General features: G+C 55.9%; 19 protein-coding genes and 2 pseudogenes. 7 read left to right on the forward strand and 14 right to left on the reverse strand.

Annotation, left to right across the window (positions count from 1 at the left end; genetic code table 11):
* Positions 1 to 18: 18 nt before the first annotated feature.
* From ACN9MX_RS08000 to ACN9MX_RS08020, 5 genes and pseudogenes are all read right to left on the reverse strand, one after another.
* Positions 19 to 426, reverse strand: a complete 408-nt coding sequence (locus ACN9MX_RS08000; RefSeq protein WP_426386603.1) for a hypothetical protein — start codon at positions 424 to 426, stop codon at positions 19 to 21.
* Positions 427 to 479: 53 nt separating this feature from the next.
* Positions 480 to 680, reverse strand: a complete 201-nt coding sequence (locus ACN9MX_RS08005) for a hypothetical protein (RefSeq protein ID WP_426387524.1) — start codon at positions 678 to 680, stop codon at positions 480 to 482.
* The gene (locus ACN9MX_RS08010) at positions 643 to 768 is read right to left on the reverse strand and encodes a DUF2274 domain-containing protein (protein WP_426386604.1); all 126 of its coding nucleotides are present in this window, start codon (positions 766 to 768) and stop codon (positions 643 to 645) included. Before ACN9MX_RS08010 ends, ACN9MX_RS08005 begins: the two co-directional genes overlap by 38 nt.
* A 119-nt stretch (positions 769 to 887) precedes the next feature.
* Positions 888 to 1,374: pseudogene (locus ACN9MX_RS08015) on the reverse strand (class I mannose-6-phosphate isomerase); the annotation flags it as partial.
* Positions 1,375 to 1,544: 170 nt separating this feature from the next.
* Positions 1,545 to 1,706 (reverse strand): hypothetical protein, encoded by a 162-nt coding sequence (locus ACN9MX_RS08020; RefSeq protein ID WP_426386605.1) that lies wholly within the window; start codon positions 1,704 to 1,706, stop codon positions 1,545 to 1,547.
* 715 nt (positions 1,707 to 2,421) lie between these two features.
* Here ACN9MX_RS08020 and ACN9MX_RS08025 point away from each other — a divergent pair.
* Positions 2,422 to 3,504, forward strand: a complete 1,083-nt coding sequence (locus ACN9MX_RS08025; protein ID WP_426386606.1) for a mannose-1-phosphate guanylyltransferase/mannose-6-phosphate isomerase — start codon at positions 2,422 to 2,424, stop codon at positions 3,502 to 3,504.
* A 29-nt stretch (positions 3,505 to 3,533) separates the two neighbouring features.
* Positions 3,534 to 5,018, forward strand: a complete 1,485-nt coding sequence (locus ACN9MX_RS08030) for a phosphomannomutase (protein ID WP_426386607.1) — start codon at positions 3,534 to 3,536, stop codon at positions 5,016 to 5,018.
* A 66-nt stretch (positions 5,019 to 5,084) separates the two neighbouring features.
* Here the strand turns inward: ACN9MX_RS08030 and ACN9MX_RS08035 are convergent, their stop codons facing one another.
* From ACN9MX_RS08035 to ACN9MX_RS08070, 8 genes are all read right to left on the reverse strand, one after another.
* Positions 5,085 to 7,043, reverse strand: a complete 1,959-nt coding sequence (locus tag ACN9MX_RS08035; protein ID WP_426386608.1) for a GSCFA domain-containing protein — start codon at positions 7,041 to 7,043, stop codon at positions 5,085 to 5,087.
* An 8-nt stretch (positions 7,044 to 7,051) separates the two neighbouring features.
* Positions 7,052 to 7,948, reverse strand: coding sequence for an NAD-dependent epimerase/dehydratase family protein (locus ACN9MX_RS08040; protein ID WP_426386609.1), 897 nt, complete (start codon positions 7,946 to 7,948; stop codon positions 7,052 to 7,054).
* Between the two features lie 22 nt (positions 7,949 to 7,970).
* Positions 7,971 to 10,952: a glycosyltransferase gene (locus ACN9MX_RS08045; RefSeq protein WP_426386610.1), complete on the reverse strand. Its 2,982-nt coding sequence runs from the start codon at positions 10,950 to 10,952 to the stop codon at positions 7,971 to 7,973.
* Between the two features lie 96 nt (positions 10,953 to 11,048).
* Entirely contained in the window at positions 11,049 to 12,083 is a 1,035-nt protein-coding gene (gene gmd / locus ACN9MX_RS08050; RefSeq protein WP_426386611.1) for a GDP-mannose 4,6-dehydratase, read from the reverse strand.
* A 1-nt stretch (position 12,084) separates the two neighbouring features.
* Complete coding sequence (locus ACN9MX_RS08055; protein WP_426386612.1) at positions 12,085 to 13,377, reverse strand: glycosyltransferase family 4 protein; 1,293 nt, start codon at positions 13,375 to 13,377, stop codon at positions 12,085 to 12,087.
* Positions 13,355 to 14,002, reverse strand: coding sequence for an ABC transporter ATP-binding protein (locus ACN9MX_RS08060; protein ID WP_426386613.1), 648 nt, complete (start codon positions 14,000 to 14,002; stop codon positions 13,355 to 13,357). Before ACN9MX_RS08060 ends, ACN9MX_RS08055 begins: the two co-directional genes overlap by 23 nt.
* Positions 13,999 to 14,799 carry an ABC transporter permease gene (locus ACN9MX_RS08065; protein WP_426386614.1) on the reverse strand — a complete coding sequence of 267 codons (801 nt, stop codon included), beginning with the start codon at positions 14,797 to 14,799 and terminating at the stop codon, positions 13,999 to 14,001. The genes ACN9MX_RS08060 and ACN9MX_RS08065 overlap by 4 nt, the downstream gene beginning before the upstream one ends.
* 6 nt (positions 14,800 to 14,805) lie before the next feature.
* On the reverse strand, positions 14,806 to 15,915 hold the full coding sequence (locus ACN9MX_RS08070; RefSeq protein WP_426386615.1) for a hypothetical protein: 1,110 nt from the start codon (positions 15,913 to 15,915) through the stop codon (positions 14,806 to 14,808).
* A 422-nt stretch (positions 15,916 to 16,337) separates the two neighbouring features.
* Between ACN9MX_RS08070 and ACN9MX_RS08075 the strand changes: the two genes are divergently transcribed.
* Both ACN9MX_RS08075 and ACN9MX_RS08080 read left to right on the forward strand, forming a co-directional pair.
* Positions 16,338 to 17,558: a polysaccharide biosynthesis/export family protein gene (locus tag ACN9MX_RS08075; RefSeq protein ID WP_426386616.1), complete on the forward strand. Its 1,221-nt coding sequence runs from the start codon at positions 16,338 to 16,340 to the stop codon at positions 17,556 to 17,558.
* 48 nt (positions 17,559 to 17,606) lie between these two features.
* The gene (locus ACN9MX_RS08080; RefSeq protein WP_426386617.1) at positions 17,607 to 18,707 is read left to right on the forward strand and encodes a glycosyltransferase family 4 protein; all 1,101 of its coding nucleotides are present in this window, start codon (positions 17,607 to 17,609) and stop codon (positions 18,705 to 18,707) included.
* 245 nt (positions 18,708 to 18,952) lie between these two features.
* Here the strand turns inward: ACN9MX_RS08080 and ACN9MX_RS08085 are convergent, their stop codons facing one another.
* A complete protein-coding gene (locus ACN9MX_RS08085) occupies positions 18,953 to 20,014 on the reverse strand; it encodes a hypothetical protein (RefSeq protein ID WP_426386618.1) in 1,062 nt (353 codons plus the stop codon).
* A 220-nt stretch (positions 20,015 to 20,234) separates the two neighbouring features.
* On the opposite strand from ACN9MX_RS08085, the pseudogene ACN9MX_RS08090 reads away from it, so the two are divergent.
* From ACN9MX_RS08090 to ACN9MX_RS08100, 3 genes and pseudogenes are all read left to right on the forward strand, one after another.
* Positions 20,235 to 20,548: pseudogene (locus tag ACN9MX_RS08090) on the forward strand (transposase); the annotation flags it as partial.
* A 43-nt stretch (positions 20,549 to 20,591) separates the two neighbouring features.
* Positions 20,592 to 20,945 carry a nucleotidyl transferase AbiEii/AbiGii toxin family protein gene (locus tag ACN9MX_RS08095; RefSeq protein WP_426386619.1) on the forward strand — a complete coding sequence of 118 codons (354 nt, stop codon included), beginning with the start codon at positions 20,592 to 20,594 and terminating at the stop codon, positions 20,943 to 20,945.
* Positions 20,946 to 20,965: 20 nt separating this feature from the next.
* Entirely contained in the window at positions 20,966 to 21,169 is a 204-nt protein-coding gene (locus tag ACN9MX_RS08100; RefSeq protein WP_426386620.1) for a nucleotidyl transferase AbiEii/AbiGii toxin family protein, read from the forward strand.
* The last annotated feature ends 565 nt before the right edge of the window (positions 21,170 to 21,734 follow it).

Raw genomic sequence — 21,734 nt, forward strand, 5'->3', positions numbered from 1 at the left:
GCACCCCTTAACTAAATATCAGAACTGTATTCGTTTTGGAGGGCATAAAAAAATACGAGCAGGAAGGCCAGCCTGTTCCAGATGGAACCGACGTTCAATCTTGGAGACGGGCAGTTCCGGCTTGTCGTTCGACGGCGACAGCCCGGTCTCGATTGCCCGAGTCTTGCCACCAGGATTGCGGGTGACGTCGCGCTCGGGCGTCTTGACGTTGTCGACCACCGGCATCGCCTGATCCGCAATCCGGGTGACGCCCACGAGGAACGACTGGGTCGTGTTTAATGCCTTTTCGCGCTCGTTTATCAGCACGATTCCGTTTTCGGCCGTCATGCCCTGCGCGATGTGGACGTTGACCGCATAGGCGAGGTCAAGCCGCTCCAGCATTCGATCATCGCGGCCGAGTTCATGCCGATGGCCGTCCGCCGTCACGACCGTGACGCCGCGGTAATCGATGCCACGCAGGCAATATCGCCGTCGAGCAGTCAGCGCTCGCGATCATTGTCGGTCCAGCGGATGCGATCATCCGCGAAAAGACCGATCGCCTTCTGCTGGAAGATAGAGACCGCATCAGGCGCCAGCTTGCGCGCAGTTTCACCAACGTGCGTGCGGACCGCATACCAGAAAAATTGGCTGCAATTGTGCATTTCAGCCAGACTTGAGCCCGTTCCTGCGCTTGGCTGCAAACACTCGATCGCCTTGAAGAAAGGCCTCCAGCATTGCCGGTATCAACTTCGTGATGGGTTCCTCCCTCCCGTAAGCCTGGCTGTACAACGCCGCATATTCGACAATTGCCTGATGCAGGTCAGGCAGATTGCGCGAAGTGATCTGATCGCCAGCCCGGGAAACGTCTCTTCAGCCGTCACCGGTAGATGCGATCGGACATAGAATTAAGGCCCGGCCAAGCTTACTATCACGCCCTCCTCGAGATGCAGTTCGCGCGGACGGCCATAATCATAGAGCCGATAGGTCACGTCATTATTCTGCTAGATTTCCACCAGTGCCACGCCCCCCGCCGATCGCGTGCACCGTTCCTGCCGGACTATAATAGAAGCTACCGGGCTGGACGGACTTCCATTCCATCAGCGCTTCGATGCTGCCATCCAGAGCCGCGGCGCGCAATTCTTCGGATGACAAATCCTGACACAGGCCGATGCCGAGTCGTGCGTCGGGCGCCGCATCCAGTACATACCAGCATTCGGACTTTCCGCCGGCCAGCCCATATTGCCGGGCCTGTTCGTCATCGGGATGGAGCTGAATCGAAAGTTTTTCACTCGTGAAAATATATTTGACCAAAAGGGGCAGGTCGATTCCATGATCGGACGAAAACCAGACCTCTCCAATGCGGCTGCCGTCGCTGGCGGCGACATGGGAGGGAATGTCCGTGCGGCCCTAAGGCTTTTTTTCGACAGCAGGGGCAACAAGGTGATGTATCGGCATATGCCCCTTCGTCCATTTCCGTTGGAGGGCCTTATTTTATCTATCTATTTCTGTAGGTGAAACATCTTTATTCACGTTGAAGAGCCTTAACAACAACACGAGAAACAGGCTTATGCTGACAGGAGTTGCCTCAGATAGCGCGCATAAGCAGCCTTGCAGAGCGTGGCGACCGCCTTTTCCAGTTCCGCGTCGCCGATAAACCCCTGACGGTCGGCGATTTCCTCGAGGCTCGTGATCTTGACGCCTTGCCGTTTTTTCCAGAACGCGAACAAATTCCATCAGATCGAGCGTGCTGTCGGGCGTGTCGGTGTCGAGCCAGGCATAGTCCCGGTCCATAATTTCTACATTGAGCCGCCCGCGCGAGGTCAGCGGCGATGTCGACCACATTCTCTTGGGGCCCGTTGAGGCGGGGTCCGCTGTCGCCGGTCAGAACGATACCCTTCATTTCGTCATCGTTCCTTTTGGCAGTAAGTTCGGTTTGAAACGGGTTGCAGGTGGTCAATCACGCTTTCCAGCGACTGCCGGGCGTCGGGTAGCGCCGCGCCATGCACCCTTGCGATCAGAGCGAAATCGAACCGCGATTTGGCAACCCAAGTTACTGGATATCGATCGCAACATCGCACAGCGCACCTACCTGCCGCCTTTGGTGTTTGCTTCAAAAGATGTAGGCTGCGGACCGTACCCGCCCTCATTTAGGGTTTCATCATCCTGCAGGACGGGCACATCGCCAATATGGCGCGGAATCAAAAGTTCGATGCCAGAAATATTAAAAGCTTGGATTTGCATGTCCTACTTGCCGGCGTTCAGCCTCAGTCATGTTCAAACAGATCTGAAACGAAATGAAATATCGCGCCATAGCGGAGCATCGCTCATTTGAAAATCACTTGGCAAGCCGGGCCTTTCGGCGCATCAAGCTTGGAGGTCGGGGTCGGTTCGTCGCTGTCGGATCAGGCTCTGACTATTTGTCTTTCCTAGATGATGTGAGCGATGATCAAGAGCCTTCCCAAAATCGTGCCGGTAATTCTGTCTGGGGGCTCTGGCACGCGGCTTTGGCCCGTCTCAACACCCGAACGACCCAAGCAACTGCTACCGCTGACCGCCGACGAGACCATGTTGCAGCAGACGGTCAAGCGGGTCGAGGGTCTGGTCACTGTGTCAGTTGGCCGTCCGATCGTAGTGGCCAATGCCGCCCATGCCGGCATCATCGATACGCAGATCCGCCTGACCGGGGTCGAAGATTATCTCGTCCTGCTCGAACCGTTCGGCCGTAATACAGCACCCGCCATCGCGCTGGCGGCGCTTGAGGCGCAGGGGAGCGATTCGATGCTCGTCATGCCGAGCGATCATACCATTGCCGACCTACCCGCCTTTCACACGGCTATCGTCCGCGCTCTGGCGCTGGTGGCAGATGGCTGGCTCATCACGTTCGGCATCACGCCTAATGCCCCGGAAACAGGCTATGGCTATATCAAGATGGGTGAGACGTGCGGCGACATGATCCATGAGGTCGTTCGCTTCGTCGAAAAGCCCGATGCGGAGCACGCCGCCGACATGCTGGCCGAGGGCAATCATGCATGGAATGCAGGCATCTTTATGTTCCGCGCAGACGCCTATCTGGCTGCCTTGGAGCGTCATCAGCCCGCCATGCTCGCGGCGGTCAAGGCGTCGCTCGACAGGGCCGAGCGGAAGGACCACCACGTCGCTCCGGACCCGCAGGCCTTTGCCGCCTGCCCTTCGAATTCCATCGACTATGCGATCATGGAACGGGAGGCACAGGTGGCCTGCGTGCCGGTCAACATGGGCTGGTCGGACGTCGGCAGCTGGGATTCCCTGCACAGCATCAGCGCGAGGGACGAGGGCAATAACGCCGTCCGGGGCGAAGCACTGCTGCTGGGGGCTCAGAATTGCCTCGTCAACAGCGACGGCCCGCGCGTCACGCTGGTCGATGTCGATGATCTGATCGTCGTCGTTTCGCGGGGCGAGGTCATGATCCTGCGCCGGGGCGAATCCCAAAAAGTCCGGAAGGTGACCGAAGCCCTCAAGTCCGCAGCACCCGTCCCCGTCGCCTGAACGCCCCTTTCCGCAGGTTCCTGAAAGATATGACCCAGCCTGTCTCAATCGCAGATCTGATGACACAATCGGGCGTCGCCTTCGGCACCAGCGGCGCGCGCGGCCTCGTCAGCGCGATGACCGACCGGATCTGCTTTGCCTATACCTGCGGTTTCCTGCAACATCTGGAGGATAGCGGACAATTCGCGCCGGGCAGCCATGTGGCCATCGCCGGCGATCTGCGTCCCTCCTCCCCCCGCATCATGGCCGCCTGTGCCGCGGCGATCCGTCACAAGGGCGGCCATGTCGATTTTTGCGGCTTCGTGCCCTCCCCTGCCGTGGCGGCCTATGGTTTCGAGCGGGGGATCGCGTCGCTGATGGTGACGGGAAGCCATATCCCCGACGACCGCAACGGTATCAAATTCAACCGTACCGATGGCGAGGTGCTGAAGGCGGACGAACTCGGTATCCGCGCCCAGACCATCAGCTTGCCCGACCTGTTCGACGATCAGGACATGCTGCGAAAAACTGCCACGGTCGAACCGCTGATCGACGTCGCGACTGCTTATATCGCCCGCTATATCGATGCCTTCGGCGCGGAGGCGCTGAAGGGGCTGAAGCTCGGCGTCTACGAACATTCCGCCGTCGGCCGCGACATTCTGGCGGCACTGGTCGAGCGATTGGGGGGCGAGGTCCATCGCCTTGGCCGGTCGGAAACATTCATTCCGGTCGATACCGAAGCAGTCCGTCCCGAAGACCAAGATTTCGCCAAGCAATGGGCCGCCGAACTGGGGCTCGACTCCATCCTCTCCACCGACGGGGATTCCGATCGCCCGCTACTAGCGGACGAGAACGGGGCATGGATTCGTGGCGACATATTGGGTATTTTGTCCGCCCGCGCGCTGAGAATCAGGGCGGTGGCGACGCCGGTCAGCTGCAACAGCGCGGTTGAATTGTCGGGCCTGTTCGACGCGGTGCGCCGCACGCGCATCGGGTCTCCTTTCGTCATCGAGGCGATGAACGCCCTTAGCGCCGAGGGGCAGGCCACGGTCTGCGGCTATGAAGCCAATGGCGGCTTTCTTTTGGGCTCGGCGGTCGATGTCGGAAAGGCGCGCCTGCCCGCGTTGCCCACGCGGGACGCCGTGCTGCCGATCATCGCCACTCTGGTCGATGCGCGGCAGCAGGGCCTTTCCCTTTCGGCGCTTCAGGCCCAATTGCCTGCACGCCATACTTTCAGCGAGCGGCTGCAAAATTATCCCACCGCCCAAAGCCAAGCGCTGATCGCCCATCTTCTGGAGGGCGACCCAAGCGCGATCCTGGCGCGCCTTACGCGCATGTTCGGTGACATCGCGGGGACCGCCGACACCATTGATACGACCGACGGGCTGCGCATCCACTTCGATGGTGGCGACATCATCCATCTGCGCCCCAGCGGCAATGCCCCCGAATTACGCTGCTACACCGAAAGTGCTACGCCTGAGCGCGGGGCTTGGCTCAACGCGTCAGTGTTAGGAATTCTGCGGGTAACAGCCTGATCGGCGGCAACAGATTCACCTTCTCGGGCCGAGCGTTTTCAAATCAGCCTGAGAAAGGTTTCAATATCAGAATTTTGCGATGGCTTCCTCGTCGCAGACAACGTCGAACAAGGCGCTGCGCGAAGGCTGGCTCTGTTCCTCTTCTGCTTTCTTTTCCTGCTCAAGGCAGAGCTGCTTGAGCTCTTCGTTGGTCTGCGCATAGTGACGCATGAATGTGCGCATGACGTGGGCAACGCCCTCCTCGCGTACCTCACGCAGATCGTCAGCGAAATAGGCGCCCCGGTTGTACGATCCGGTAACGATCTCATACGACGGGAAATAATCGACGTGATCGTATTTGCGCCACATCTCATCCGCCACGACACGCAGCACCGCCTTACTATACGTTGTCGACACCAGTGCATGACGATGTTCAAACGTAGCGATGAGCGGCACTGGCGAAACAGTCAAGATGATACGGCAGGCCGGGTTGATACGCTTCAGGTGGGCGATCACCTCGTGCAGATCCTGCCGGATAGAATCCACGTCAAAGTTAATGAACTCGTACCGGTTCTCGTCCATTATCCCGCCCGCAACGCCTGGAGCGAGTGGGAAGACGGCGCCATCCCTGCGTGACCGCCAACCCTCGGTTAAGCCAAGGGTAAAGACGAAGATGTCCATTTCACGCAGCATGGTGCGGACGGCTTTAAAGTGCATATCGCGCGAAGCATGCAGAGCCTGCTCATCAGCATAACCGTTCGGCTCTATCTGCGGTCGATACGGATCGACAAGGCCATCTCCCTCTTTGGCCGGCCATGCGGCCTCTTCGGGACAATAAGCGCCCTCTACCCGCTCGATAAGCTGGAGCAGCTGGCGCACTGTGTAGATGTTGCCAAAGCGGGCGCTAAAAACGCTATAATTGCGTGCCTTGGCTTCTTCCTCCGCCATCCCGATAGGTGGAGATTCCGGCACGTAATAATGGAAACCGCTTGCCTTTAGGGTACGGGCGATGTGCTGTGCGAAGCAGCTCCCGGCAGTGGCGACCTTGTCCTGCGGCGTTATACGGAATTTTGGACCAACGACCGGGTCCATCTCCTCGGGCTGCGGCCTAGCTACCGAATTTTTCCAGAACTGCACCTTGTCGGCCCCTGCATAAGGATTGCCAACGGTCGGAACTTTCGTGGCCGAACTCCGCAGGCCCAGCTTCTCGGCAAACCCGTTGATGTCAACGTTGAGGGACTCCAACGTCTCGCGATCGTAGTTTGCGAAAGTATCATAAGAAGCGCTCACGAAATCGCGCAATTCTAGCGTACCGTGAGGTTCATTTATCTTGAATGCGGTGCTGCCGCGCAAGCCAAGCCTCTCGGCGATTTCCGGATAGATGGGCCAGATTGGCTGAGCCTTGAGCGGGTCAACGAGATATTCGTGCTTGCTCTCGGCAAAGTAGAACATGCCGATGCGCTGGAGCAACTCACGGGCGATGTCTTCCATCACGGCAAGCGTTGGGTGATTGCTCGAGTACATAAACGCCTTGCCACGGCTCCACTTTTCTAGCAGCCCGCCTAGTGGCATATGGCAGGCGTCGCCCTCGCTCAGCAATTGTCGGCGCGAGTCCTGCCATTGGTCGAAATAGCCAAGCCGGGCATAAACGTCGGCATTGTAGAAGGTCACAATTTCGTCGAGCGGGATACCCTCGCGATAGCCGAACACCGCCAAAGCCGAATTGTAAATGTAGAGCGGCCCCAATATCGTTTCGATATCGCCTCCTAAATTGCGCCCACGTACGAAAGTGAGGTCTGGATGATAAGCAGAGAAGGCGATGTTCGGGAAATAGGTAACCTTGTGTGCCAGCTCTGCGGGCACCATGGAGCGTAGCTGCAAATGCGAGAAGATGAAGGCGCTATTTTCCAGAATGGCGCGCAATTGCGTCGGATTCGCCATGACCTCATGGATCATGTAGTGGTCGATCTCGAAGCCATGATTGAGCGCGGCAATGCAAGTCGCCAGGCTGTCCTTCTGGCAATTGGCGATAATGGAAAGACGCATGATGACTCCTAAACGTTAGCCTTGGCCGCGAGCATGCGACGCAAGGAATCCTCCAGCTTAACCCCGTTAATCGGCCCCTGTGTAAGTTCTTCCAGTTTGGCCACATCGCCGAGCAGACGCCATACCTCATTCTTGCGAACTAAAGCCGGATTGACCTGCACACCAATCTCGTGTCCGGTTATCTCGGTCAATATACCGAGAAGTGCCTGTATGGAAACGGGGCGTCCAGTGCACAAGTTGCAAACCTCCCCGATCGCGGCCGGATTAATTGTTAGTTTTGCAATCAGATTGCATGCATCATAAATATCAATGTAATCGCGAAATACGTTGATGTTTCCAAGATAAACCTCAGGCAAACGATCATGAAAAGCGTTAACAAGTTTGGGCATTATAAACTCGCCCGACTGCCACTCACCAATGATGTTGAAGGGACGAATAATTGTATAATTGATATGCTCAGCATGGTTCATCAGAACCCGCTCGGCGCAAAACTTACTCATCCCGTAGTGGTGCACCGGTTTTGGGCATAGTGCTTCGTGTAGGAGGTCGGTGTCCTGATTTCCGTAGACCCCGGCCGTGCTAATGAACATGAACCGCGCCTGATGAGGCAAAGCCAACGTAGCGTGAATCATGTTCTCGGTGCCAACCGTATTTACCGAGTAGTAGTCCTGAGCGACCGAGGAAGTAACACTGGAAATCGCTGCGCAATGTATCACGATCTCCGGTTGCACCCTATGGAAAATATCCTCGACTGCCAGTTGGTCGCGGATATCGCAATAGAAGATCGGAGCATCGACCTGCGCCCGGTTGGCAGTTCCGAACACCTCATGCCCCATTTTCTCAAAATGCCGGAACAGGTGTTTCCCTAAGAATCCAGTAGCCCCACTGAGAAGAATACGCGCCATAATCCGGGATTTCCTCTCTTCCTTATGCCGTCACGTCCGAAGTCGCTTTGGCCGATCCGCTAAACAGGCTGTCGTAAGCCGCGTAGAGCTTATCCTTTAGCATTTCGGTCGCTTCCTCCCAAGAAACCGGGCGCCATTCGTATTTGATCCGCTCTTCCCAGGAAATCAGCTTGTCCGGATGGTTTGCATAGAACGCAATCCGTTCAGCCCAGGCTGCTGCATCGAGCGGGTGGATAAATTCTACGAAGTCCCCACCGCGCTCACGCAGCGGTGGCGTGTCCGATGCCAAGCAGAATTTGCCGTAGGACAGACTTTCCGGCAGTGGCAGGCTCCACCCCTCATAGAAGCTGGGAAGCAGCGTGAAGCGCGAATGGCGGTAAAGAATATCTAGCCCTTCGTCGCTCGGGTTGACAGCGATAATCTTGCCCTTGATCCGATTGTCCGAAGCCAGCGTGGTAAGAAAATCGTCGTTGTTCCAGCCTGGTTTGCCTACGAAGACCATCTGGAGGGGCTTGTTCAACATCTCGCGCTGCTGCATCAGCAGGTAAGCGCGATAGAGCGTCTCATGGTTCTTGCGCGGTTCCAGCGTACCGACCGCCAGTACGAAATCCGAATTGATGCCTATTCCATCGAGATAAGAAAGGTCGTGTTGCAGATTGGCCGACATGTTGGGCGTGATGTCGAAGCCGAGCATTACCGCATCGCCCTTGGGCATTTTCCATCCGCGCCGTTTCTGTAGCGCTTCGCCATCGCGCTGCGCGGTGAAGCCACCATAGGCGAGATAGTCAAAATTGTTCGAAACAAAGTCGCAGAACGGCTCGTACCCGTCGACCGTCTCGGACTTGTGGATCTGCGGCCAGTCGGATGGGGTGAAATCGTGCATGAAGTGGGCAAGCAGCGTGTTGCCCTCTTTAGGGCGGAGGCCATTCACCAAATGCGTGTAAGTCAATTGGGGCTTGCCGCTCGTGTCGTAGAAACCGAAGTCGATGCCCGAGAAGAACACGATCGCCCCTGCAGGGAAGGATTCAAGATAAGCCGGGCTCTGGCGCGGGTCAGAAACATTGCGCAACGGGCTACGGAATCCCCTCCCTTCCCGTTCGTGTTGATTCCAAAATGTATTGAAATTGTCGTAAGAATGACTGAGATCCTTGCCCTCATCCATCCATGTCAAATAAGACGGGTCGATTTCAAAGAAAAGTCCATTGTCCGATGCGAAGAACCGCGTCGAAGGCGCAATCTCGCGAAGAGTCTTAGCGTACATCAATTCCACTCGGGTGACACCGGTGAGCGAACTATTCCAGTTGAGGTAGCTCAGCGTGAGATCCATCCAGATCACCGGTGGCTTGCGAGCATGGCTGCCGGAGAGATGCTCATCATAAAGCTCCACCAAATTATGGTAAGCTAAGCCTGCTGCGTCGGACCAAGTCGTCATCTGCCACTGGGTTGCAATACGCTGTTCGCGCGCAGCCAGCTTTTCATGATTTTGGGCATAGTCGATAATAGCCCGCGCCCAAGCCATGATGTCGATCGGATCGATGAACTCAGCCAAGTCAGTGCCAGTTTCACGCAGCGGTGGCGTATCCGCGCATAGACACAGCTTTCCGTATGCAAAGCTTTCGGGCAGCGTCAGACTCCAGCCCTCGTAGAAGCTGGGGAGCAGCGTAAACAGGCAGTTACGGTACAGCGCCGATAGCTGGTCGTCGCTCGGAGTGCGTCGCAGGATACGATCCTTTACCCGCGGATCTCGAGCCATTTGATCGTTGAGATTGTGGATGCGGTGCCCGTTCTGGCCGCATATCACTAGTTGCGGCAGTGGAATGGGAGAAATATCCTGGGCCAGCAGATAGGCGCGGTAGAGGGTGTTGTAGTTCTTGCGCGGCTCAGCAGTACCAACGGCAAGCATGAATGTCCCGGTGATACCTATCTCTGAAAGCGCAGTAACATCATCCGCTCTACCCGCAGCCTCAACGATGTCGGACCCGAAGCGTAACGCGCGCCCCGGCAGCGTCGGCCACTTGCGCTCACGCTGCCAAGCCTCGACGTCACGCTTGGTATTCTCTCCACCGAACAACAGGAAATCGCAATTATACGAAATCCATTTGAGGTATTTCTCGAACTGGTCTCGATCGCTTTTCGCATAAAAATGCTCCGTTTCAGGACGAAGCATGATAATATCATAGATAAGATACCCCAGTGCGACATTAGGCAACTGCTCCTTGAGCGTCGAGAACAGGCGCTCCTTCTGAGAATCTTTCCAGCCCATTGAGAAGATCAGGTCACTCTCTCCATAAGGGTGAAAGAAGGCATCAGTATCGGGAATTTCCACCTGCACTTTATGCGCTTCACCGCCCTTGCGGCCAAAAAATTCCATATAGGCTTCGGCGACATTCTCAGCCTGAAGGAGCCATTGCAGTTGGCTCTCGTCAATCTCTGCAAAGCCGTGGTTCGCTTGCATTGAGAAGCGCAAGGCGGGGTATATTTTTTTGAGATTGCACGCCATCTCGAGTTCGGCACGGATGATCCCAACAACCCCCGAAGTCCATTGAAGCGACGTGGTGAGATCGAACCAGAAATTACGGAAACGCTGCCCGCCTCCGGAACGAGCCGCACGTACCTGCATCGCCCACTTCTCAGCCGTTACTGGGACGATTTGATAAGGGACGGACGGTGATGACGTAGCCTTATCCGTTTTTGCCACTGGAATGGGCGACCGCGAGCCGCTCTTGAGCAACCCCTTGAGCATCCTTAATGTCAGGGGTTTGCGCTGGCGTGCGGCATTCACCAAGGCAGAGTGATGCAGCCCCTTAGACTTACACTCGTCGCTTTCCGCGAACTGGATCAGCATAGTGAGCTTGGACCTTCCCTTAGCAAGAAGATCAAGGTGATGCAGCAATCCCCCCTCGTCTGCTTCCCGATTGAGAATCAGCCGATAGCAAGCCTGCACGAACTCCATGCCGTCCTTAGCAAGGAGACCGTCCAGACCAACATCACCCTCATAAACCATCTACTTCGCCTCTTTGGGAATCCATCAGTACCATCGTCGATGCGTTCATCAGCGATCGACACAGTATGCTCGGCCACGTTTCGGTGGCCGAGCAGATTAGAAGGAAAAGCCTCGCATGTTGCGGTCGAGATCAGCATCGACCATCTTTTTGCACATCTGTTCAAGCGTAGTCTTTGCTTCCCAGCCCAGAACACGCTTGGCCTTCTCAGCCGAACCGATCAGCAGGTCGACCTCAGCCGGACGATGGAATTTCTCATCGATCTGCATCACGAGATTTCCGGTGGCCGTGTCGATCGCGACCTCATCGAGGCCCTGCCCGCGGAACTCGATGTCCATGTCCGCTGCCTTAAACGCCATGCGCACGAAGTCCCGGACGGTCTCGGTACGGTTAGTCGCCAGCACGAAGGTATCGGGCTGGTCAGCCTGGAGCATCATCCACATGCCTTCGATGTATTCTTTGGCATATCCCCAGTCGCGCTGGGCGTCAAGGTTGCCGAGGCTGAGGAACGGCAGCTTGCCCAGCTTGATCTTAGCAACACTGTCGGTGATCTTGCGCGTCACAAACTCGCGACCGCGCAACGGGCTCTCGTGGTTGAACAGGATGCCGCTGGCGCCGAAAATGTCGTAGCTCTCCCGATAGTTCACCGTCATCCAATGCGCATAGAGCTTGGCTACGCCATAAGGGCTACGCGGATAGAAAGGCGTATCCTCTACTTGAGGGACGGCCTGTACCTTACCAAACATTTCCGAGGTGCTCGCTTGATAAAAACGCACCTTGCAATTGGTAAGCCGGATAGCTTCAAGCAAATTGAGGCAGCCAATGCCGGTGATCGTCGCGGTCGTAGTCGGCTGTTCGAAGCTGACACCGACGAAGCTCTGCGCCGCGAGATTGTAGATCTCATCCGGCTCCACCGTCTGAACCAGATGCAGGTTCGCACCCAAATCCGTCAGGTCATACTGGAGAAGCTCAAGATTGGGATCATCTTGGATTCCCAATTCCTCGATCCGCCAAAAATTGACGGAACTGGAACGTCGATACGTTCCATATACCTTATAGCCCTTGGACAGAAGAAACTGAGCAAGATAAGCGCCATCTTGACCAGTGATGCCCGTAATAATAGCTTTCTTCATACTACTCCAAAATTCCCTCTTTATGCGGGACTTCATGTTCCTTAATCGATAAACATGACAAGATGTCTAAGAAAGAATCCCTCCAAGTCGGAAGCGGATTTTCTTCCCCCGATGTAGCGGAAGCGCCATGATCTAGCCATCCTCTGATGGAGTCAGCTAAGGCCGAGGCAGCATCTTGTGAAAAGTAGGTTACCTTTGCAAGATTCATCGCACGAAAGACCGGTAAGTCTCGTGCCAACACGGGAACCCCGTGCCCCAACGCCTCTACTAGTGGCAGGCCAAAGCCTTCAGCCAGAGAGGGAACGATCACGCCATGCGCTAGAGAGTAAAGATGGCTCAGGAATTCATCACTGGCATTGTCGAACCAGAAGAACCGTCGCCCGGCTTCTGGGTGAGCGCGGATGCGCGCCTGCAGGGCCTCTGTCTGCCAACCTACACGGCCGACGAAGACCAATGATAGGTCGTCGCATGAGGGCTCTTGCCAAAGAAGATCGAAAGCGGGCAGCAGGCAGGCATGGCCCTTGCGCGGTTCAATTGTGCCGACCACAAGCAGTGTACGCCGCATGGCGAATTCGGCAAGCAGCGGTACGGCATCAGCCGGCAGTCCCGTCGTGGGCGCGGAGCTGCTGATGTCGCTGCCAAGGCGCATACAGTCGATTTGCAGCCGGGCGTTACCACGCCATGGTCGCGCTGCGATCCAGGCTTCCAGCTTTTGTGCGACATCCTGCGAGATGCAGATGATCCGGTCGCTCCGCCGAGTGACGACCCGCAGCCAGCGCCGGTAGTTGCGTCGAGTTTTCGGATTGAACCAGTCTGGGCGTTGCTCCGGCAGCAGATCGTACATCACTGTGGCGATGAGGCAACCATTACGCTGCCATCGCGTAATCTGCCGTTGATGGCGCGGCAGGATGTTCGCTGCGAGATCCAAGCCCAGAAAGATGTCCCCTTTTCTGGCTTCCACCAAGCCGGACGGCACCAGAACCGGAGGGACTCTTCCCATTAGAAGAGAAGCGCCCCAATCAACGTAAACATAGCTATCCTTACGAGTTGCGAAGACCGGCCGTACCACATAGCCTTCGATGTCCGCATCCAACAGCGCACCCAGCAGTGCACGCACAACACGCTGAATTCCCGTCTGAGAGTCGTTGCGCAATATGACGGAAACATCGACTAGCAGTTCGCGTTTTGAAAGTTCTCGCACCGGCCTTTCCAGCCCGGACTCATGCCCGTCCAGCGAGCCATCGAAAGGTGATAGCATCATCGCCGCAACCTCACTGCGCGAGGTAAAATTCATAGGCTTCTGGGACATTGTCGAACATCGTCAGATTCGCATCGCTGAGAACGGCCGCCCGTTGGCAATGTGCCTGGATGTAATTGATGTCGTGCGATACGAAGATCATTGCTCTATCAGCCCGTCGCTCGAACAGTTCCACGTGACATTTGTCATGGAAGCGCTGATCGCCAACTGCGATGATCTCGTCGATAAGAAAACAATCGAATTCAATGGTCATCGAAATCGCGAAGGCGAGACGTGCCAGCATTCCTGACGAATAGCTGCCCACTGGCTCGCGCAGATAGCGGCCGAGTTCGGAGAACTCCTCCACAAACGACACTTTCGATTCAGGATCAACGCCGTAGACCCGGCAGATAAATCGCAAGTTATCGAGGCCAGTCAGCGACGTCTGAAAAGCACCGCCAAACGCCAGCGGCCAGGATACCGACATCTGCCGGTTGATGTGGCCGCGAGTGGGGTTCTCCACGCCGCTGAGGAGGCGAATAATTGTGGATTTGCCGGCACCATTGCGGCCGAGGATACCAAGTTTTTCACCGGCGTGGACATCGAAGCTGACGTTGCGCAGCACGACCTTCAGTCCGCTACGGGTAGGATAGCTTTTGCAGACGTTACGGACCGTTATCATTTGGGAATCACCGTGCGGCTAACCTGCCGCAGCTTGGCAAGACTCAGCAGCGTGAGGACGCTGTTGCAGGCAATGACGTAAGAGACGCTGTAGTGCGCAGTGAACAGCGAACCGAAATAGCCGTCACGCAGATATTCCACGCAGTTGAGCATGGGCAGATAGAGCAGCAGATCACGCGGGCCTTCCGGGACAATCTCCAGCAGGAAGCCCGCGCCCGACAATGGAAACAGCAAATAGGCCGCAGGATGCCAGAACTTTTCGACCAGTTCATAGTGTTCCGACAGCGCGCCCAGCAGAATGGCAAGAGCCATGCCGAACCATGCCAGTAGCGCCCATGCAGCAATGACCTTGAGGATGTCTTCAGGCGGCTCCACCCAACCGATGTAAATGAAGATCAGGCTGAGCAGGAAGAAGGACATCGTTGCGCCGGCGGCTTCCAGCAGAAGGCGGGCGATGAAGATGTCAATAAGCTTGACGTTACGGTGATACATCAGCGCCAGATTGGGCTGGATGGACGAGATCGCGCGCGAGGGCATGTTACGCCACAGCAGGACGGAGGAGTAACCACTCAGCGCAAAGACGGTAATCGGCAGATCTGAGCCGTGCTTTGCGCCCGCTATGCTCCATAGCGCAGTGATGCCCAGCGTGAACATCATCGGCTCCGCGAACATCCAAAGGAAGCCAATGTTATGACGCCCGAACCGCGTCAATGTCTCGCGCATCAACAGCGCGAAGATCACTCGACGCTGCAACTGCCAGGAGCGCCAGAGCGAGGTTGTGGAGTTGTCCGCAGCCATCGGCGATCAGTCTCGGTGCTCGCGCAAACCGGCCAGAAGCATTGACAGCACGCCCCAAGCGACGAGGCCGAGTGCCAACGTGGAGAAAATGTTCCGCAGGCGCTTAGGCTCTACCGCCTCGTCGGGCACGTTGGGCTCCACGATCCGCTCGAGGTAGACCTGTTTGCGACGAGCGTCGTTACGCGCACTTTCCAGCGAGGTCATGGCGCTCGCCAGCTGCCTGTCGGCAAATTTATTTTCGAGGATGAGGCGCTGATATTCGACGCTGGCGCTGGCCAGGGAGCCGCCACTGCCAGTGATCTTGCCAGTCTCGCGTTCAATCTCGGTGGCAAGCCCATCAATGCGGGTCTTGAGCACCGGGATCTGCGGGTTGTCGGGCGTATAAGCGCGCAGCTGCAGCAGCTGGGTCTTGGCCGAAATCAACTCGTCTTGCAGCTTCGAGATGAGCTGCAGTTGAATACCCGCCTGCTGTTCGGGATCGACGAGGCCGCTGCGATTGCGGAAGGCGGCCAACGCCAGTGCAGTTCGTTCCGCTTCCTTCCGCGCATCGGCCACTTCGGCTTGAGAGAAGCGGATAAGATCTTCACGGCTACGATTGTTGAGACGATTGACTAATGCCTCACCCAGATCCAGCAGACGCTTGTTCATCGTGAACGCGTCCTTGGAATTGTAGGAGCGCACCTTCAGGACACCGATCGACGAGGCCGTCTCGTTCTTCACATCCACTCGGCGCAGGAAGAATCGGTACTTGCCTTCAAAGGTATTCTGGCCTCCGAAAGAATAGAACCGTTCGAACCGATCCAACCCTGGTCCAGCAATCATGCGATCCACGAAACCGTCGCGATTTAGCGCCTTGAGTGCATCGCGCGATTCCATATATTCCTGCACGGCATAAATCTCATCGCCCGCAACGGAAATGCCGGGCGCCTTGAGCAAAGCTCCTAGAGCAGAGGAGGTCTGCTTGTCGGGGCTGCGGATAACGAAGCGCGATTCCGCAACATACACGTCGGATACGATAAGTCCAAAATACAAAGTCGCCACAATCGTCGGGATAGCAACCGTAATCAGGAAAATTGGGTCGATTTTCTTCAACCGAACAGCAGACAAATCGCGCATCGTTCCTTCCAGGCAGGACACCATTGGTGCGCTGCGCTATTCTGTGACGGCCCAACAGCCTGCCCCCCGGTGGGGGGAGCGAGCCTTAATTTGCCGATCGTTGCAAACTGCGGCGCTTTGCCCGACATCCCCGGTGTTTGCAACACTTGTCGTGGGTGTTTCAATTCTCCGAAAAAAGTTCTCCCGCAAATTCGGTGTGGACAGCATGAACGAATCATGAATCTGGTGTGGACACCCTTGCATCGACCACGGCGGCTGGATCAAACGAAAGAGGAAATAAGCGTTTTCGGGGGCTGCACACATATACAACATCAGACTGTCGAAGAAACCTCGCGATTGGCAGATGACTTTCGGTGTGCTCGGTTGTATCGCACCGAACCGCAGCGACCCTTGGTCCAAAATAAAGGCAAGAAGGCTTTCAGATGATCAGACCCGGCAGTTCTCCGCTGCTTTCCACAGTCAAAAATCTCCTCAGGCTTGGAATGCTGACCTCGGCTGCTCTGACTTCCGGTTGTACCGCGATAAGCGGCGCAGGTCCCTCCTCGAAGGCGATCACCCGTGCCGACGGCCAGCCTATCGACAGCGCTGGTATCAAGATCATGGATCTGACTGATGGCCTGACCCGCCGGATAGCCGCCAATCAGCATACCGCGCTCTTCTCGGAGGTATTCGCTGAACCCGCCGACGAGGACATTCTGGTCGGTAAGGGCGACCAGATCGAGATCACTATTTGGGAAGCCCCACCCGCGACCCTGTTTGGTGCTGGCGGTAGCGATATTACGACTGCAAGCAATGCACGAACGGTCGATCCTAACCGCATCGCGCGCCAGACGGGTCTGCCGGGGCAGACCGTAGGCGCCGATGGTCAAATCAACGTGCCCTTCGTCGGTAGCGTTCAGGCAGCTGGGCGCAACACCCAGCAGATCGCCGCCGATATTGTGGCCCGACTTCGTGGCAAGGCGCATGAACCGCAGGTCATGGTCAAGATCGCCGACAATGCAGCTACCAATGTTACTGTGGTAGGCGAGGTCGTGCACAACCTGCGCTTACCTCTTACTGCTAAGCGCGAACGGTTGCTCGACGCCATCGCCGCGGCTGGCGGCGCACGCCAGCCGGTAGGAAAGACGACGATCCAGGTCACCCGCGACAACATCGTAGAAACGCTACCGCTGACAACCATCATTACTGATCCGCGCCAGAACATCATGCTTCGTTCCAATGATATCGTGACCGCTCTATTCCAACCTTACAGCTTCACGGCACTGGGTGCGATCGGGCGCAATAGCGAAATCGACTTCGAAGGCACCGGTCTCACCTTGGCGCAAGCCCTCGGCCGGATCGGTGGGCTGGATGACACTCGGGCGAATGCACAAGGCGTCTTCATCTTCCGTTTAGAGGACAAGGCCGCACTCGGGCTGGCTGATGATCACAATGTACGCACGACGCCCGACGACAAGGTTCCCGTGATCTTCCGCGTCAAGCTGCGCGATCCCGAGGCGTTTTTTCTTGCCCAATCGTTTCTGATTAAAAACAAGGATGTGATCTACGTCTCCAATGCGCCGCTCGCCGACATCCAGAAGTTCGTGAATATAATTGGCTCGCTCGTCTATCCAGTCATCAGCGTACAGAACTCCACTCGGTAATGACTGTGGCGGGCACACCTTCCGACACGACAGATTGGTAAGTTAGTTATGCGCATTGCTCTGGGCGCGGAGGCCCTGTCTCCCCAACTTACCGGTATAGGTCGCTATACTTGGGAGTTGGCATCTCGACTGCCGCAAATTGCGGAGGTGGAAAACGTAAAACTCTTTCGCGATAATGCTTGGCACGATAACGCTGAGCATTTCGTACGGCCGAACAGTCGCCCTGCCCCTCGCCGGATATTGCCGCGCAAGCTACATGCCTGGTTTCACAAACGCGAATTTTCGCAGCGACTGTACCATGGCCCCAATTTTTTCTTTCCTGTCCAAGCAGAGAACGCCGTTGTGACGGTTCATGATCTGTCTGTCTTCCGGTTTCCCGAAACTCATCCTGCGGAACGGATCAGGCAATTCGAAAAGGAGTTCTCCCGTTCGATCGACCACGCGCGACACATCATCACCGACACCCTATTCATCAAGGATGAACTAATCGAGATGTTTGGGGTGTCCCCGCAGCGGGTTACGGCCATTCCTTTAGGCGTCTCCGAAGAATTCTTTAACCTAAGCGATGAGCACAGCGACCGCGCGCTCATCGCCGAATATGGTTTGTCTAACACCCGATATTGCCTGTGCGTCGCTACGATCGAACCGCGTAAGGGGTTGGACCATGCGGTTAGGGCGTTTCTGAAATATCGCGACAGCGCCAAGTCCGATGCCATCTTGGTGATTGTTGGCGCCACGGGATGGAAAAATTCCGACCTGCACAAACTTTTTGAAGATGCCGCGGCAACCGGTGCGGTGAAATTCCTCGGCTTCGTATCGGATCCTGCCCTGCGAGCGATCTACAGGTGCTGCTCACTGTTCCTATATCCTTCTCTGTACGAAGGGTTCGGCCTTCCTGTCCTAGAGGCAATGGCAAGCAGAATCCCTGTTCTCGTTTCCAACCGTTCGTGCCTGCCCGAAGTATCCGGCGGAGTCGCGATGAGCGTTAATGTAGAAGACTACGGCACCTTCCAAGACGCGATATCCAAGGGAATGGAGGATGAGGCATGGCGTAAACAAGTGATTGCCTCTGGCCTTACACTGGCGAAGCGGCTTAATTGGCAGGAATGCGTTAAAAAAACAGCTGCTTTATACCGTGAAATTAATTGAATCATTTAGACTACAATAATTACCATTATTGCTATACTATAATAGCTTAATGCGCAGATAGGATCAATGATTTATAGTTTTCATTGAAATAGAGAAGAAAGGGAAGAGACATTCGATTTGAGCTGATGCGATGGGGCCGCCAGCATGGGAAACTCGCCCTGATCTCAATTAATCTGCATATGCGCTGGCAAACCGCTTAAGTCGAAGCCGATCACAATGCCAGATTTCTTCAACGATGAAGTCTACTAAAGGAAAAACCGTTCGAGATTGCTAGCATCAGAACCAGTATGATCAAACAGGTATGTAGGGCTGTGGTGAAGCCTCAAAATATGATCTGCAAAATATCCCTCGATATTCAGCACATCGTCAAGCCTGAGGCAGTATCGGCTGGACAGAAAAGCAAGGATGTCTGGCCTTGGCTCGTTGGGCGCCGCCCGCAATGCGATCTGATGGAATTTCGATTTACCTAACGAAAGGAGTTCCTTGCCCATTATAGCGCCCAGTGCGGCGACATTTGATGATATAGTAGCAACGCCTCTGACTAGGGGCAAAAACATCTCGGATTGCGCGACCCGGAGGTGTTCCGGCGGCATGGCAATGTTAGACTGATCTGCTTCCAACTCGGCGACCAGGGTTTCCGAGGGAGTTGAGTCAGATCCGTGCCATTGGGGTAGAATTGTCCATCCATTGCCAACATCGCATGCTAGCGACCGCAACAGTGAGATCGGGTCGACCAAGGGACCAATGCCCTCGTATGTTATCCAGTCTCTTGGTTGAAGCGCGACAAGCAGCGACGCCGGGCCACGCTTTGCGCTCATGTCATCGAACCATGACGTAATGCCCTTAGCCTGAGCGGCTTCGTAAATCGGATCGACCCATTTGCGACGCCAAATTTGGGTGAAATCATCGAGCTTCGGATATGCCCAACGATTCCGCGCAAACCAATCAAGCGCACTGCCAATCTGGTGCCCATATGGATCAAAGTAAATTGCCGTATGCAGCCCCGTCCTGGGAAGCGGACCAAGTTCCATGAAGAAGACATTGCCGGATCCGAAGACCTTCTTCAGATATCGGTTGTCGGTCACCGCCATAACGATATCGGGACAGAAGGCTGCTTTGAGTCTATTGAGCTCATCTAACAGCGCTGTATTTCGATAATCTGTTCCGAAGCAAAGATCGCGGCTGTATGCGGCTCTATCAAATGAGCAGCCTTGTAGCAGTCCTACTTGCGTAATCGAATATATTTCCGCGAAATATGATGATCCTAGCGCGCAAATGGAAGGAGAAGCAGCGACAGCACTCTCCATGGCGGCCGCGGAGTGCGCAGCGAAGGCGGAACAAAAGCTCCACCAGCCTCCAAGGCGAAGGGGACTATCAACGTATGTGACGGGTTCTAGATAGAATAAAATCCGCTTCCGCGTCACTTTCCGTCCTTTTTTAAAGCACCGTTGCCTCTAATCGGTTGTTCAGTCTGGCGACTTCCAACTCAATCTGCAACCGGTCAGCATAGCGCAGACCGTCAGCAGGTCGGCCAAGGGCATGTGCAAGGTCGAGCCATTACTCGATCATATCGCCATCGATCCTGCGATCCCTGCACTCGCGCTGGAACTCTTCGCGTCTCATGCCATGGAATATCGGGACCTGTATGAACAGCTCGACGAAATCGATGGGAAGCTGATGAAGTGGCACCGAGCCAATGAGTGCAGTCGTCGTCTGGCGCAAATTCCGGGCGTTGGGTCGGTCGGGCTGCCTTGCTGATGATGAAAACGCCAGCACCGGAGCTCTTCGCATCCGGTCGACAGTTTGCAGCATGGATGGGTCTGACGCCCAAAGACCATTCTGTCGGTTTCCGCGCATCGCGACCGTTTCGTCCTGAAGGGCAGGATGCTGGTCACGGTGTGGGTGGCCGACGACAACAGGGGCACTCGAGATGCAGATTTTCTCAGACATGGGGATTCCGACCCTGACCGTCTGGTCGCCGACTTCCAGGAGATAATGGCGATCGAGAGCGACGATGGCCTCGCCTTCGACATCGATACGCCTGCCGCCATCATCCGGGAGGAAATGGAATATGGCGGCATCCGTTTAAAGACTGCGGCCTACCTCGAAAAGACGCGCATCCCCGTCGACATCGGCTTCGGAGACGCCTTTGGCCGACGCGACGCAGCGGCTCGACTATCCAACCTTGCTGAATCTTCCCGTTCCGCAGGTAACATTCCTATCCACCCGCAACGGTGATCGCCAAGAAACTCCAAGCCATGGTGGTGCTCGGTGTCCTCAACGGACGTATGAAGGACTATTACGATCTATGGGCGATCCCGCGCGCGATCGACATTTCCGATGACGATCTGGACGCAGCCATCCGTGCGACGTTCGAGCGCCGTGGAACGCCGATCCCGAATGAACGTCCCCCAGGCCTGTCGGCCGAGATGGTCGATAACGAAAGGAAACAACGGCAGTAGCGGGCCTATGCAGCATCGCTCAAACTCGACAATGTCTCGCTGGAATTGATCATCGATGCGGTTTGGGAACTGGTAAGCCCGTCGTGCGCGCGGATCGTTGCAAAAACCGGGGATAAAGGATGCGGCCGAGGGATCGTGCCCCTCGCCGCCAATGATGCGGTCAAGATGACTGCCCGCGCTGCAGCATCCTGGGATAATATGAGAAAGAAAATAGCTTAAGCCGTGCAAGCATTTCCCATCTATCGGTCAGGGTAGCAACAGGTGCAAACATCAACTATCTGAGGGTTTAAGGCAGCCGTCCAAGATACTGCGAAATCTGAAAGGAAATTCAATTGTGGGCGAATTGGGAAAATTCTGGGCAGGCGCGCCAGACCGAATCGCTATTGGTTTGATTTCAAACGGAAAAATAGATGCCAACCATTGCCTTGACATCGCAGGGGTCGCAAGTTCAATCCTTGCCACCCCACCATGATAAGGCCTTGGAAATCTTTGAGTTCCCGGGGCCTTATTTGCTTCGATCCGGCCTGACCAACGCCGCTTTGCCGCTCCTGACAATTTCAGCACA

It is taken from the genome of Sphingobium sp. R-21, assembly GCF_049913335.1.
GTDB lineage: Bacteria > Pseudomonadota > Alphaproteobacteria > Sphingomonadales > Sphingomonadaceae > Sphingobium.